This is a genomic window from Pseudomonas sp. P1_F7 (assembly GCF_056405655.1).
In genome coordinates this window covers 94,337-107,634 of record NZ_JBFUBR010000011.1, presented here as the reverse complement: position 1 = coordinate 107,634, position 13,298 = coordinate 94,337, and the positions used below count along the sequence as shown (strand labels likewise).

General features: G+C 60.0%; 14 protein-coding genes. 11 read left to right on the top strand and 3 right to left on the bottom strand.

From position 1 onward, the window contains the following. Positions 1 to 43: 43 nt before the first annotated feature. From AC1D1M_RS17635 to AC1D1M_RS17620, 4 genes are all read left to right on the top strand, one after another. On the top strand, positions 44 to 952 hold the full coding sequence (locus tag AC1D1M_RS17635; protein WP_414873867.1) for a LysR family transcriptional regulator: 909 nt from the start codon (positions 44 to 46) through the stop codon (positions 950 to 952). A gap of 236 nt (positions 953 to 1,188) precedes the next feature. Then, entirely contained in the window at positions 1,189 to 2,382 is a 1,194-nt protein-coding gene (locus AC1D1M_RS17630) for a CaiB/BaiF CoA transferase family protein (protein ID WP_477776648.1), read from the top strand. Beyond that, complete coding sequence (locus AC1D1M_RS17625; protein WP_477776647.1) at positions 2,379 to 3,305, top strand: hydroxymethylglutaryl-CoA lyase; 927 nt, start codon at positions 2,379 to 2,381, stop codon at positions 3,303 to 3,305. The genes AC1D1M_RS17630 and AC1D1M_RS17625 overlap by 4 nt, the downstream gene beginning before the upstream one ends. 76 nt (positions 3,306 to 3,381) lie before the next feature. Beyond that, positions 3,382 to 4,713 (top strand): MFS transporter, encoded by a 1,332-nt coding sequence (locus AC1D1M_RS17620; RefSeq protein ID WP_477776646.1) that lies wholly within the window; start codon positions 3,382 to 3,384, stop codon positions 4,711 to 4,713. Positions 4,714 to 4,805: 92 nt separating this feature from the next. On the opposite strand, the gene AC1D1M_RS17615 is transcribed toward AC1D1M_RS17620, so the two are convergent. Further along, positions 4,806 to 5,291, bottom strand: a complete 486-nt coding sequence (locus AC1D1M_RS17615; protein WP_477776645.1) for a DMT family transporter — start codon at positions 5,289 to 5,291, stop codon at positions 4,806 to 4,808. A 77-nt stretch (positions 5,292 to 5,368) separates the two neighbouring features. Here AC1D1M_RS17615 and AC1D1M_RS17610 point away from each other — a divergent pair, with 77 nt between their 5' ends. The 7 genes from AC1D1M_RS17610 to AC1D1M_RS17580 all read left to right on the top strand — a co-directional run bounded on the left by AC1D1M_RS17610 (position 5,369) and on the right by AC1D1M_RS17580 (position 10,562). Continuing rightward, a complete protein-coding gene (locus tag AC1D1M_RS17610) occupies positions 5,369 to 6,313 on the top strand; it encodes a LysR family transcriptional regulator (RefSeq protein ID WP_477776644.1) in 945 nt (314 codons plus the stop codon). Positions 6,314 to 6,365: 52 nt separating this feature from the next. Next, complete coding sequence (locus AC1D1M_RS17605; RefSeq protein ID WP_477776643.1) at positions 6,366 to 7,004, top strand: LysE family translocator; 639 nt, start codon at positions 6,366 to 6,368, stop codon at positions 7,002 to 7,004. 80 nt (positions 7,005 to 7,084) lie between these two features. Further along, positions 7,085 to 8,431 carry a sensor domain-containing protein gene (locus tag AC1D1M_RS17600; protein ID WP_477776642.1) on the top strand — a complete coding sequence of 449 codons (1,347 nt, stop codon included), beginning with the start codon at positions 7,085 to 7,087 and terminating at the stop codon, positions 8,429 to 8,431. A gap of 119 nt (positions 8,432 to 8,550) precedes the next feature. After that, positions 8,551 to 8,709, top strand: coding sequence for a KGG domain-containing protein (locus AC1D1M_RS17595; protein ID WP_477776641.1), 159 nt, complete (start codon positions 8,551 to 8,553; stop codon positions 8,707 to 8,709). 72 nt (positions 8,710 to 8,781) lie between these two features. Next, positions 8,782 to 9,285 (top strand): DUF4142 domain-containing protein, encoded by a 504-nt coding sequence (locus AC1D1M_RS17590; RefSeq protein WP_477776640.1) that lies wholly within the window; start codon positions 8,782 to 8,784, stop codon positions 9,283 to 9,285. Between the two features lie 220 nt (positions 9,286 to 9,505). After that, positions 9,506 to 10,276 carry a trans-aconitate 2-methyltransferase gene (gene tam / locus AC1D1M_RS17585; protein ID WP_477776639.1) on the top strand — a complete coding sequence of 257 codons (771 nt, stop codon included), beginning with the start codon at positions 9,506 to 9,508 and terminating at the stop codon, positions 10,274 to 10,276. A gap of 19 nt (positions 10,277 to 10,295) precedes the next feature. Continuing rightward, complete coding sequence (locus tag AC1D1M_RS17580; protein ID WP_477776638.1) at positions 10,296 to 10,562, top strand: hypothetical protein; 267 nt, start codon at positions 10,296 to 10,298, stop codon at positions 10,560 to 10,562. A gap of 106 nt (positions 10,563 to 10,668) precedes the next feature. On the opposite strand, the gene AC1D1M_RS17575 is transcribed toward AC1D1M_RS17580, so the two are convergent. After that, positions 10,669 to 10,938 (bottom strand): short-chain dehydrogenase, encoded by a 270-nt coding sequence (locus AC1D1M_RS17575; RefSeq protein ID WP_150756261.1) that lies wholly within the window; start codon positions 10,936 to 10,938, stop codon positions 10,669 to 10,671. A 472-nt stretch (positions 10,939 to 11,410) separates the two neighbouring features. Continuing rightward, on the bottom strand, positions 11,411 to 12,955 hold the full coding sequence (locus AC1D1M_RS17570) for a Fic family protein (protein WP_477776637.1): 1,545 nt from the start codon (positions 12,953 to 12,955) through the stop codon (positions 11,411 to 11,413). Positions 12,956 to 13,298: the final 343 nt, after the last annotated feature.

The window sequence follows — 13,298 nt, the reverse complement described above, 5'->3', positions numbered from 1 at the left end:
GTTATGCTGCGACTTCGCCCGAGCCGACTTCGCCGAGTACCCAATGCTGCAAAAAAGCCTGATCCGCCGTCTCGACCTGATCACTCTGCAACTGTTCGTCGCCGTCCATGAAGAAGGCACGCTGACCCGCGCCGCCTCGCGCGAAGCGATTGCCGTCTCGGCGGCGAGCAAACGCTTGATGGAGCTGGAGGAGGCGCTGGGCATCAGCCTGTTCGTGCGCCAGGCCAAGGGCATGTCCCTGACCCCGGCCGGTGAAACCTTGCTGCACCATGCCCGGCAGATGTTGTTCAACGTCGAGAAAATGGGCCTTGAACTGGGCGAACACAGCCACGGTGTACGCGGCTATGTGCGGATGCTCGCCAACCTGTCGGCGATCATTCAGTTTTTGCCCGAGGACCTGCGGGATTTTTCCGAGCGTCACCCACAGGTCAAGACCGACCTCGAAGAACGCCCAAGCGCCGGGGTGATTCAGGGCGTTCTCGACGGGGTGGCCGACCTCGGGATCTGTTCCATCGACAGTGACATCAAGGGCCTGCACAGCGTGCTGTATCGCCAGGACAAACTGGTGGTGCTGATGCCGCCGCACCATCCATTGGCGAGCCGGTCGAGCGTGGCTTTTGCCGATACGCTGGGCAGCGATTACGTTGGCTTGCATGCCGCCAGCTCGATCAACATGCGTACCCATGCAGCGGCCCGCGAAGCCGGCAAGGTGTTGCGGGTGCGTATTCATGTGCCAGGATTCGATGCCATGTGCCGCATGGTCCAGGCCAACATGGGGATCGGCATCCTTCCGCAGCGGGCCTATGAATTGTTTGGCCGGGCGCTGGGTTTGCACGCGGTGCCGTTGACGGACGAATGGTCCGATCGGGCGTTGATTCTGGTGGTGCGCGATGAGGCGCTGCTGTCGCCGGTGAGCCGGATGTTGTTTGAACATTTGCGGGGGCCAGCCTGAAAGTTCTTCGCTGACTGGGCCGGCCTCATCGCGAGCAAGCTCGCTCCCACAGGGATCTTCAGCGCTACACAGATCCAGTGTGGGAGCGAGCTTGCTCGCGATGACTGACCTGAGGCCGTGACAATCTTCCAGAGCGTTCGCATTTGGCGAACGCTCGTTGCCAACTGAAGGTTGGATTCCCGAGCCCCCTGTCCTCTAGCCTTGGCGCATATTCCAAGAACAAGAGGTACCCCGCGATGACTGCCCCCTTGAGTGCGATCAAAGTGATCGAGATCGGCACGCTGATCGCCGCGCCGTTTGCGGCGCGCATGCTGGCCGAGTTCGGCGCCGAGGTGATCAAGATCGAAGCCATGGGCCAGGGCGATCCCCTGCGCAAATGGCGCAAGCTGCACGAAGGCACCTCGCTGTGGTGGTACCTGCAATCGCGCAACAAGAAGTCCCTGGCGTTGAACCTCAAGTCCCCCGAAGGCATCGAGCTGGTCAAGCAACTGGCGACCGGCGCCGACGTACTGATCGAGAACCTGCGCCCCGGCGCCCTGGAGAAACTCGGCCTCGGTTGGGACGTGTTGCATGCGCTCAACCCCAACCTGACGCTGGTGCGGATTTCCGGTTACGGCCAGACCGGTCCTTACCGCGATCGTCCGGGTTTCGGTGCCATCGGCGAGGCCATGGGCGGGATTCGCTACACCACCGGCACCCCCGGTTCGCCGCCGGCGCGGGTCGGCGTGAGCCTTGGCGATTCCCTGGCGTCGCTGCACGCGGTGATCGGTGCGCTGATGTCATTGTTGCGGGTCAAGACCGGGCAGGGCGGCGGGCAGATCGTTGATGTGTCCCTGGCCGAAAGCGTGTTCAACGTCATGGAAAGCCTGGTGCCGGAATACGACATGCTTGGCCATGTGCGCGAACGCAGCGGCGGTGCCTTGCCGGGCATCGCGCCATCCAACACCTATCTGACAGCCGACGGCGCCTACGTGGTGATTGCCGGCAACAGCGATCCGATCTACAAGCGCCTGATGCAAACCATCGGCCGCGCCGATCTGGCCGAGGCCCCGGAATTCGCTCACAACGACGGGCGTGCAGCCAAGAGCAATCTGCTCGACGCCGCTATCACTCACTGGACCAGCAGCCTGCCCATCGACGAAGTCCTGGCCGCCCTGGATGCCGCCGAAGTTCCGGCCGGGCGCATCTATTCGGTGGCCGACATCGTCGCCGATCCGCACTATCAGGCGCGGGACATGCTGCTCAATGCCGAGCTGCCCGGTGGCGCGACGGTGAAGATGCCGGGCATCGTGCCGAAACTCTCGGAAACCCCCGGTGGCGTGAACTGGTCCGGCCCCGGTTTGGGCCAGCACACCGATGGCATTCTCGCGCAACTGGGCCTCACCGCGATGGACATCGAACGCCTGAAAGTCGAAGGAGTGGTGCAATGATCACCGATTATTCCGACAGCCTGATCGTGCAGGAAGTGTCCCCGCGCGACGGTCTGCAAATCGAACCGACCTGGGTTGAAACCCACGACAAGATCGCCCTGATCGATCAATTGTCGCAGGCCGGATTCAGCCGCATCGAAGCCGGTTCGTTCGTGTCGCCCAAGGCCATTCCGGCGCTGCGCGATGGCGAACTGGTGTTCAAGGGCATCACCCGGCAACCGGGGGTGATCTACGTTGCGCTGATCCCCAACCTCAAAGGCGCGCAACGGGCGCTGGCGTGCCGTGCCGATGAGCTGAACCTGGTGATGTCCGCCAGCCAGCCCCATAACCTGGCGAACATGCGCATGCGCTGTGAAGATTCATTGGCCGCGTTCGGCGAGATTGTGCAGTTCGTCGGCGACAGTCCCGTGCGACTCAACGGCAGCATCGCCACCACCTTCGGCTGCCCGTTCGAAGGCAAGATCGATGAGGACCGCGTACTGCAAATCGTCGAGGCCTATCAGGAACTCGGCATCCAGGGCATTACCCTGGCCGACACCACGGGCATGGCCAACCCGCGTCAGGTCGACCGGCTGGTGCGCCGGGTGCTGCAGCGGGTGTCCCCGGCGGACCTGACCCTGCACTTTCACAACACTCGGGGCCTTGGCCTGTGCAACGTGCTGGCCGCCTACGAGGCCGGTGCCCGACGCTTCGACGCGGCCCTCGGCGGCCTCGGCGGCTGCCCGTTTGCACCGGGTGCATCGGGCAACATCTGCACCGAGGATCTGGTGAACCTGTGCGATGAAGTCGGCATTCACACCGGTGTCGATCTGCCGCTGTTGCTGAAACTGTCCCGGGGACTGCCGGCGCTGCTCGGTCATGAAGTGCCTGGACAACTGGCCAAGGCCGGACGCAATTGCGATCTGCACCCGATCCCGACCTGACACCACAGTAAAAAGCCCCTCAACCAGACAACAAAAACAATCGGACACCCACGGGAAGTCCGCCTGGAGAAATGCAATGAGCCTTAATGCACTGGAGGCCGGCGCGAGCCCGGCCGTTAGCCACGACACCGAAAAAGCCCTGGTCAGCAAAGTCGCCTGGCGTCTGATGCCGCTGATCATGGTCTGCTACCTGTTCGCCTTTTTCGACCGCATCAATATCAGCTTCGCCAAGTTTCAGCTGCAGACCGACCTGAGCCTGAGCGACACCGCGTACGGCCTCGGTGCCGGATTGTTCGTGGTCGGCTATGTGATTTTCGAAGTGCCGAGCAACATGATGCTGTACAAGGTCGGCGCCCGGCGCTGGATCGCCCGGATCATGATGTCCTGGGGCCTGGCCACGGCGGCCATGGTGTTCGTCAACAGCGAATGGCAGTTCTACGTGCTGCGCTTCGTGATCGGCGCGATGGAGGCGGGTTTTGCCCCGGGCGTGCTGTATTACCTGACCCTGTGGTTCCCGCAGCACTATCGCGGGCGCATCACCTCGATGCTGTTCCTGTCGTCGGCGTTCGCCGGCCTGGTGGGGGCGCCGTTCTCCGGCCTGGTGCTGCAACACCTCGACGGTGTGCTGCAAATGCGTGGCTGGCACTGGCTGTTCCTGCTCGGTGGCGTGCCATGCATTGGCCTCGGCTTGCTGGTGCTGACCCTGCTCAAGGACCGCATCGAAGACGCTCATTGGCTGACATCTTCGGAGAAGACCCTGCTGGCCAGCCGCATCGCTCAGCATGAGCCGCACAAGAGTGGTGGTTCGCTGCTCGCCGCGCTGCGGATTCCGGGTTTCCTGACCTTGGGCCTGATCTATTTCCTGATTCAGGTGGCGTCCTACGGCTTGAATTTCTGGGCGCCGCAACTGATCCGCAGCGCGGGGACCGAGAGCCCGGTGATGATCGGCTTGCTGACGGCCATCCCTTATATCTGCGGTGCCATCAGCATGGTGGTGATCGGACGCCTGTCCGATGCTACCGGCGAGCGACGCAAGTTTGTCGCCGGTCTGGTGGCGGTCGGTGCGATCGGGTTCTTCTGCGCAGGAATCTTCGCCAACCACACGACTTTCCTGATTGTCGCGCTGGGCCTGCTCGGTGCCGGGATCATCGCCTCCATCCCGAGCTTCTGGACCCTGCCGCCGAAACTGCTGGCCGGCGCCGGTGCGGGCGCTGCCGGCGGGATTGCGGTGATCAACACCCTGGGCCAGTTCGGCGGCATCGTCAGCCCGGTGATGGTCGGCCGGATCAAGGACCTGACCGGCAGCACCACGCCGGCGCTGTATGTCATTGGTGTGTGTGCGCTGATTGCCGTGGCGCTGTTGCTGTGGGGGTTGCCGCAGAAGTTGCGCACACTGGATAAGTTCTAAACGGTTCGCAGGCTACGCCGGTTCCTGTACGGACCACGCATCCGTGCCGGGGCTGGCGATGACTTTCCGACAAGCACCACAGCACTGTCGCCTTACCCCGTCACCAAAGTTTTGCTCGGTGTGGCACCGAATTGAATCAACACCACCCCGGCCATCAACAGCACCACCCCAACCAACTTGGGCAAGGTGACCTGCCGCTCCATCAATCCAAACCAGCCGTAGTGATCCAGCAACAACGACGCCACCACTTGTCCCGCCAGCGCCAATGCCATGAACCCCGCGGCACCGAGTTTGGGCAACAGCACCAACGCCAGGGAAATAAAGCACACCCCAAAAGCACCACCTGCCCACATCCAAAGCGGCGCCTTGCTGATGAACGCCAGCGACGGCAACGGCAAACGCATCGCAACGATGATCGGCAGCAACACCACAACGCTCACCAGCAACGAGGCGAGCGTCGCCCATAACGGATGGCCCAACCCGCGCCCGAGATTGACGTTGATCGCACTCTGAAACGGCACCACCGCCCCGGCAATCATTGCCAGCACCAACAGACTTGCCCAATGCAACGTACTCATGATCGATCCCCAACAGGTATTGCTGGACTCTAGGGTATTCGTCGCGCAGATTTAAATTCCGTTTTGTTATTCAGAACATGCAGCAGATGAATGATCTTCGACGCATCGACCTCAATTTGCTGGTGATCCTCGACGCCTTGCTCAGCGAACAGCACGTGACCCGGGCGGCCGAGCGTCTGCACTTGAGCCAGCCAGCGGTCAGTCATGCGCTGGCGCGATTGCGTGACCTGCTTGGTGATCCGCTGCTGGTGCGCGCCGGGGCCGGCCTTGTGCCGACTCCGCGAGCGCTGGAACTGGTGGCACCGTTGGCCGAAGCCCTGGCTCAGGTGCAAGCGTTACTGGCGCCGAACGCCTTCGATCCGGCCACCGCCAGGCGCACTTTCCGCCTGGCGATGTCCGACTATGGCGCCGCCATTGTCCTGCCGGGACTGATCCGAACATTGCGCCGCGAAGCGCCGGGCATTGACCTGCAAATCAGCCATGGCAGTCGCGAAAGCATGCTCGAAGGGGTGCTCAACGGTGACATTGATGTCGCCGCCGGTGTGTTCCCGGAAATGCCCAACGAGTTGCGCAATACGCCGCTGTTCGAAGAGCACTACGCCTGCCTGGTCGACCGCAAAAGCTTGCCTGCCGACGGTGTGCTCGACCTGCCAACCTATTTGGCACGGCCTCATGTGCTGCTGGAGATGCGCGGCAGCGGCACCCCGGAAATCGAGCGCGCGCTGACCGCCCTGCGTGAACGTCGCCGAGTCGCCATCAGCCTGCCGCATTGGCGCGTGGCCCCGGAATTCATCAGCGGTACCGACCTGATCCTCACCGTCGCGTCGCGCGGCCTGTGCGATATCGATGAGTCCTCATTGGTCGTCTTGCCACCGCCATTTCACATTCCGTCGTTTACCTTTGTACTGGTCTGGCACAAACGGCGAGGCGGGGATCAGGCATTGAACTGGCTGAATGAGCGGATCGTGCAGGGGGGGCCACCGCTGAAGAATTTCTGTCGCGACCAGGCAGTCGACAGCTGAGGACCTGATATAGACTGGCCACCATTCACCAAGCAGTTCAAAAGGACTCCCCATGACCCCATCGTTGCTAATGGCCGTGCTCGCTTCGGGTTTTATCTACGGCATCACCCCGGGGCCGGGTGTGCTGGCGGTGTTCGGCATTGGCGCGGCCCACGGGCGACGTGCCGGGGCGGGGTTTCTGTGCGGGCATTTGCTCGGTGATGTGCTCTGGTGCAGCACCGCGCTGATCGCGATTGTCGGTGCGCGGGAGATCGGCAGTACCGCGTTCGACGTGCTCGGTGTGCTCAGCGGCCTGTACCTGTTCTGGCTCGGCTGGCGTGCGGTGCGCGCCCGGCGCAGCAGCGCTGATGCGCCCCAGGGCCCGGCGCGGCAGCCGTTCTGGCACGGCATTCTGTTTGGTTTGACCAATCCCAAAGCCTATCCGGTGGCGGTGGCGACGTTCACGGCATTGCTGTCGAGCCGCGCGGAACTGCTCAACTGGTCAATGCTGCCGGCGCTGATCGCCCTGAGTTTCGTCGGCGGGTTGCTCGCTTACGCTATTCTCATCGGCGTTGTCGGTGCGCGGCGAGTGCGCAGCTTGTACCAGCGTCATGAACTGGCAATCACCCGGTTGTGCGGGGTGATGTTCATCGGTTTCGCCATCAACGCGCTGGTCCATGCGTTGCCGGGGCTGATGCCGAACAAGGCTTGAATGTGATCACAAGGATGCAAGGCCGAAAGGGGCAGGGATGGTTGATGAGTGCTGCATGATCGGGACACCCACGCTGAACCATGGAAAACCGAAATTCCGCGCCGCTGGCGAGCTATATCGATCTGTTGCTGGACGCCGTCTGTGCGGTGGATAAGCAGGGCCGCTTCGTCTTTGTCAGTGCGGCGTGCGAGCGCATTTTCGGCTACAGCGCCGATGAGATGATCGGCCAGCCGATGATCGACATGGTGCACCCGGCCGATCGCCAGCGAACCCTCGATGCCGCCCGGGAGATCATGGGCGGCGAGCCCAAGCTCAACTTCGAAAACCGCTACCTGCGCAAGGATGGCCGCGTGGTGCACATCCTCTGGTCGGCACGTTGGTCTGAGGACGATCAGTTGCGCATCGCAGTGGCCCGCGACATCACCGAACGCAAGCAGGCCGAATCCCGGCAGGCCGCGCTGTATGCGATTTCCGAAGCGGCCCACGCGGCAGAGGATCTGCTGGCGCTGTTCAAACGCATCCACATGATCATCGGCGAATGGCTGCCGGCACTGAATTTTTCCGTGGCGCTGTACGACGAACACTGCGCGCAACTGAATTTCCCTTATCACGTCGATGACCACGAGCCACAGCCGGAACAACCCGGAACCATGACCGGGCGCCTGTGCACCGAAGTGATCCGCACGGGGCAGCCGATCCTGTTGACCCCGGACCAGTGCACACCGCCTGCCGGCTTCGAAGTGTTGGTGACCGGGCAGAACGCACCGTGTTGGCTGGGTGTGCCGCTGAACTCGCAAAACGGCACCATCGGCGCGTTGATCGTCAAAAGCATTCCGGGTGGCGAGCGCTACACCGAGCAAGACAAGGAACTGCTGCAATACGTCTGCGCCCAGGTCGCAACCGCCATCGAGCGCAAGCAACTGCATGCCCGCCTGCAATACATGGCCCAGTACGACCAACTGACCCAGTTACCCAACCGTGAACTGCTGCGCGACCGGCTCAAGGCATCACTGCAAGTGGCCCGGGAGGACGGCGGGCGTATGGCGCTGTTGTACGTCGACCTCGACCGCTTCAAGCAAGTCAATGACACCCATGGTCACGCGGTCGGCGACATGCTGCTGCAAGCGGTGGCCAACCGGCTCAAGGGCTGCGTGCGGGAAACCGACACCGTGGCACGTATCGGCGGCGATGAATTCGTAGTGTTGCTGCACAGCATTCGCGCTGCGGACGATACCGACATCGTGGTCGAGAAAATCCGTCAGGTCCTGGTCCAGCCCCTGCGCCTGGACGGGCACAGCCTGAACATCCAGCCAAGTATCGGCGTCGCCCGATACCCCGATCACGGCACCGAAGAGAAGCAATTGTTCAGGCATGCCGACGAAGCGATGTATTGCGCCAAACGCGAGAATCACTTGCACCGCGTTTGAATCTAACGAGTGCCGTTCGTCGTGGTATCCACGCAATTTTCTAAACCTTTTGGGACGCGCAACTTCAGATTCTATAGGGGTTACAGCTCGCCGCGATCATCACCAGGAGGAAGAGAATCATGCCTGATTCAAGAAACTCGAACTCGGGGAATTTCGCCAACGATCGAACGAAGGCCTCTGAAACCGGTCGCAAGGGTGGGAAAACCACCACCACGACCGTCGATAAAGACCCGGCGAAACCCGGCATGGGCCGCAAGGGCGGTCAGAAATCCCGCTAAAGGATGCGGGTGGTTTTTATTGAGAAGCGGAGGCGAAAGCTCCCGTTTGAACTTTTCAAGGAGGGCGCGACCATGAACCGGATGGCCACCCGATTATGCAATGCCAGTTTTGCCACGTTACTGGGCCTGTTTGCCAGCAGCGTCTTTGCCCAGTCGCCCGCCGAATTCATCGACGAGGCCTCGGCAAAAGGTATCGCCGATATTGAAGCGAGTCGCCTGGCGCACCAGAAATCCGAGTCCAAAGAGGTCAAGGACTACACCATCGTCGTCATCAACGACCGCACCACCGCCAACCAGCATCTGGCGAAAATCGCCAAGAAACTCGACTTACCGGTCGCTCCACGCGAAGAGGTTGTCGAAAAGGCCAAAGCACTGATGCCACAAGTCATGGATGGGGCGACTTTCGATGAGGCCTATGCCGCCAGTCAGGTGAAGACCACCCAGGAAGCCATCGATCAGCTGCAGCAGGAGGCGCAGACCACCGACGTGCCGGAAATCAAGGCGTTCGCCGAAGAAACCCTGCCCAAATTGCAAAATCATCTGCAAATGGCCAAGGCGTTACAGGCCAGTCGTTGAGCTGAAGGTTTGAACACAAACGGCGCGGGACTTCAGTGACGCGCCGTTTTTCTTTTCTGCACTGATCCAGATGCGGCATGGGGTTGTGCGTAGGGTTTTTCAGACAGTGGCGGTCGAATGAAAATTCGACGTGACCGAAAAGGTGATTTTCTGAAACCTATGGTGGTGCCCATCGCGGTATCGTAGCGTCCCGAGGACAACGCACCGACAGGAGAACGCAATGAGTTGGTCCGCCAAACAGTACGTCGCTTTTGAAGATGAACGCACCCGTCCCGCCCGTGATCTGCTGGCGGCCGTCCCCGCCGGTGACGTGCGTTCGGCCATCGATATCGGTTGCGGTCCCGGTAACTCGACCGAGCTGCTGGTGGAGCGTTTTGCCGATGCCACGGTGCGTGGGCTGGACAGTTCCAGCGACATGATCGGAGCCGCTCGCAAGCGCTTGCCCCAGGTGCAGTTCGACATCGCCGACATCGACACCTGGAATGACAGTGGCCCGTTCGATGTGATTTTCGCCAACGCGGTGTTGCAGTGGGTGCCTGATCACGCGACTTTGCTACCGTCGCTGGTGAGTAAACTGGCGCCGGGTGGCAGCCTGGCCGTCCAGATGCCTGACAACCTGAATGAACACTCGCACCGTTTGATGCGTGAAGTCGCCGCTGATGGCCCATGGGCCAGCAAACTGGCAGACGCCGCAGGGCAGCGGACCGAGATGGCTGATGCCAGTGGCTACTACTCGATATTGAAAGCCTGTTGCACCCGCGTCGATGTGTGGCGCACCACTTACCATCATCCGCTCGCGGACGGTGCGTCTGGCTTGGTGGAGTGGTTCAAGGGCAGTGGTTTGCGGCCGTTTCTCGATCCGCTGGATGAGGCGGAACGGGCGCAGTATCTGAAGCAGTATCAGGCTGCTATCGAGCAGGCGTATCCGGCATTGGCCGATGGTTCGGTGCTGTTGCCATTCCCGCGACTGTTTATCGTCGCGACCCGCTGACGCGAAAAAGGGACAGTTGATGAGCGTCAACTGTCCCTTTTTTACCGCTTGGAAAAATCACTGTGGCTTGTTCTTTTTTGAGCGCCGGGCACTCAAGTACTCAAAGGCAAACGAGGCAAAGCCGAACAACCCGATCATTGAAATGATCATGATTCCCAACTCTGAATTGTGCATGTTGATCTCGGGGCGAAGGGGGAGCCGGGAGAATAAGGGAACTGTTGCCGGGCTCAACGCAGCTCTACGGCTTCTTTACTCGCTTGCGGTGATCCATACGCAAAAGATATGAGCGTCTGGGTGGCGACGAGTAATTGCAACCTGTGGCGAAGGAGCAAGCTCCCTCGCCACTATCGCCCACGCTATCTCTTAACTGGCCGCGTTTGGCCGATGTGACGTCAGGATGGTTCTGCGTCCATTCGGCGAGCGATCACATCCAGTACATCGCAACCGTCACGCAAGGGCACACAGCACAGCAACGCAAAGTCACTGAGTACAACTGAGTCAGAGGTCAGGTCGCCGCGCATCGCGAGGTTTTCAAGAAGTTGCGTCACGGCGCGAATTCTGTAGCTGGCGGTGCTGAGCAGGGAGTGCAGGGGTTGGGTAGTGTTGACGAACAGCGAGGGTAGATCGTCGGCGTTGCTGGTTAAAGCCATGAACTCTTTCATGAGTGATTACCAATTGTAGGTGGAAGACCTACCACTCAATTGTCGCCAAACAATAGGGTGGTAGCTGTACGCGGGTTGGCGAACCGGACAATTGGCAAAACCGGTAGACCCGAAGGTCTCCCACGCACAGCTACCGAAAAAGAGGCAACCAAGTGCGCTTAGAAACGCTCCGAGTAAGGCTCGGAGGTTTCTATGCCATTGACATCGAGTCGCCAAATCCGATACGCCATTTGGGCGCGGTCGGACTATAGGTCTCATGACAAAGGCACAGCAATGCGCAAGTCTACGGACATTTCCCAGTGTCGTGTAGGACGTTGCTTTTTCTAGCGTTGATCTCCGTTGGGCCTTTAAAAGTGGGCGCTTAACACTAGCGTTGGCAGGCGCATCACCAAATTCTGCGCACAAAAAAACCGGCCACTCGGACCGGTCTTCTTTTCAGCTGCAGTTGCACGCTATCCAGTTCTGCCGAAGATCACTCTTCACCAGCCCCCATCACTCGATCCTCAAATGCGGAGCGCACTGCATCCACAACACGTTGCGCCATGCCTTCATCTTCAAGCTGCGGGTATCCTTTCTTCAGCTTTCCGGAAACCATCCAGCTGTTTTCCTTAATGGAGCGGATGATGCGGTTCGCATCCTGATCCGGCATCTCAAGCACTTCTTTGAGTTGTTCCTGCGCTCGCTGAAAGATCATCAGTACTCTGGCCTCATCCGCCATCTCCGTTCGAATCGTGTGCTCGACGACGCGGGCTGTGTACAGGACATGTTCGGTGAGATCGGGGTATCGCCAGGCAAAGCCTGCGTCTACGTATTCATCGAAGATGAAGTTGCTGGGAGTTCCGTCCTCATAGGTCACGAGTTCACTAAACCGATAGGCTGCCGCGTAACGGCGCATGAACGGTCGTGAGAATACTTCAAGCGTACGATCGTAGCCGGCCCTGAAATCGATAGAGCTGGTGATCGTGGCTGACACGGGCAGAATCACTCCGTCGGGCACTGCCTTGTCCCGGATCAAGGTGTCGTTGATCAGGAAGCGATGAATCCGGCCGTTGCCGTCACGCATGGGATGGATGTACACGAAGCCGAATGCAAGCACCGCGGCGCGTGCCACTGACTCGGCACCACGCGTTGCGACCTCGAACTCGTTGAGGCCTTCCAGGAGGGGGGCAAGATCTTCAAAGTGCGGGGCAATGTAATGCACGATGTCTTCGCGCATTGTGGCCTGACCTACAAATACCGGGGAGCGCCGCAACCCGAGCCCGATGGCATCTCGCCCGAGAATGCCGGCTTGAAGGGATTGCAGGCTGTCATTGCTCAATGGGGCTTCGATATGGCCGCAGTGCTGGGCAATGACATGCGCGAATCGCTGGATACGATCAGCCTGGTCGGCCTCTTTTTCGATGAGAAAGCTGGCTCGCGACTCCTTGAACGTCAACCAACTGGCCGTACGCATCAAGATATCGGCACCAAAGGTTCGATCCAACTCCTTCAACGCAGCGTCCAGATCGAATTGCAGAGCCTCCTTGACTGCCGCTGTACGACGAACCAAAGGGCAGAACCCGGGTGTACCGGGCAGGTTATTTTTGATTCGCCAACGTCGAACTCGTGGTGGTTCGCTACGGGTGAGGTAGTCCTGCGCAGAAAGTGCATCGACATAGCCGCCGTTGGTTACGTCCGGCACATCCAGACTTTGCCCTGTCAGCCATTCGTAGAGAAACCCCGTGCGGCGCGCATATTGGCCGAAAGGCTCCCGCTGGCACCAGGCTACGATAGGGGCGGAGCCGGTCTTCGCAAACAGGCGGGCAAAGAATTCGAGATGAATTTCTTCGTACTTGAGGCCGAATTCGAAATGCCCTGAAAAATCGTCGGCAGGCCGGTAGCTCGGGGGATACTGATTCTGCGTATGCCCGCTACTTTCGCGACTGACACGTGTCGTGCCAATCGTCGATTCGACGTGCAGAGGTTGTGCCAGAGCGATGTCGTACTGGTTTGCGAGTGCCTTGAAACCGACCTGCATTGACGAAATCCTTTACTGGGGCGACAAAAACGCTAACGAATGCCTAATCCTACGCGAAAACGTTAATTTTTTTGCGGGAGTGAAAAGGCTAACGGTCACCGAAATTCGCTAACAAATCCCCATCTTGCGAAAAAAACGCTAACGGGACTTTTATAGTAGTCGCTTCTGCGCAGGAGCACTGTGCGTATGGATGGGCGCCAGGTAAGCCTTCTAAACGAAAAAGTTGCGGAAGGTTCGGATGAAGGGAACCCCTATACCTGCGAGTCCCCCAAATTGCGGACACAAAAAAACCGGCCATCAAGGCCGGCTTTTTCTGTCTCGTTTGACGGAGGCTTTTACGCAA

Coding starts and splice junctions, on each gene's coding strand:
- AC1D1M_RS17635 (WP_414873867.1), top strand. CDS start 44: ATGCTGCAAAAAAGCCTGATCCGCCGTCTCGACCTGATCACTCTGCAA.
- AC1D1M_RS17630 (WP_477776648.1), top strand. CDS start 1,189: ATGACTGCCCCCTTGAGTGCGATCAAAGTGATCGAGATCGGCACGCTG.
- AC1D1M_RS17625 (WP_477776647.1), top strand. CDS start 2,379: ATGATCACCGATTATTCCGACAGCCTGATCGTGCAGGAAGTGTCCCCG.
- AC1D1M_RS17620 (WP_477776646.1), top strand. CDS start 3,382: ATGAGCCTTAATGCACTGGAGGCCGGCGCGAGCCCGGCCGTTAGCCAC.
- AC1D1M_RS17615 (WP_477776645.1), bottom strand. CDS start 5,291: ATGAGTACGTTGCATTGGGCAAGTCTGTTGGTGCTGGCAATGATTGCC.
- AC1D1M_RS17610 (WP_477776644.1), top strand. CDS start 5,369: ATGCAGCAGATGAATGATCTTCGACGCATCGACCTCAATTTGCTGGTG.
- AC1D1M_RS17605 (WP_477776643.1), top strand. CDS start 6,366: ATGACCCCATCGTTGCTAATGGCCGTGCTCGCTTCGGGTTTTATCTAC.
- AC1D1M_RS17600 (WP_477776642.1), top strand. CDS start 7,085: ATGGAAAACCGAAATTCCGCGCCGCTGGCGAGCTATATCGATCTGTTG.
- AC1D1M_RS17595 (WP_477776641.1), top strand. CDS start 8,551: ATGCCTGATTCAAGAAACTCGAACTCGGGGAATTTCGCCAACGATCGA.
- AC1D1M_RS17590 (WP_477776640.1), top strand. CDS start 8,782: ATGAACCGGATGGCCACCCGATTATGCAATGCCAGTTTTGCCACGTTA.
- tam (WP_477776639.1), top strand. CDS start 9,506: ATGAGTTGGTCCGCCAAACAGTACGTCGCTTTTGAAGATGAACGCACC.
- AC1D1M_RS17580 (WP_477776638.1), top strand. CDS start 10,296: ATGAGCGTCAACTGTCCCTTTTTTACCGCTTGGAAAAATCACTGTGGC.
- AC1D1M_RS17575 (WP_150756261.1), bottom strand. CDS start 10,938: ATGAAAGAGTTCATGGCTTTAACCAGCAACGCCGACGATCTACCCTCG.
- AC1D1M_RS17570 (WP_477776637.1), bottom strand. CDS start 12,955: ATGCAGGTCGGTTTCAAGGCACTCGCAAACCAGTACGACATCGCTCTG.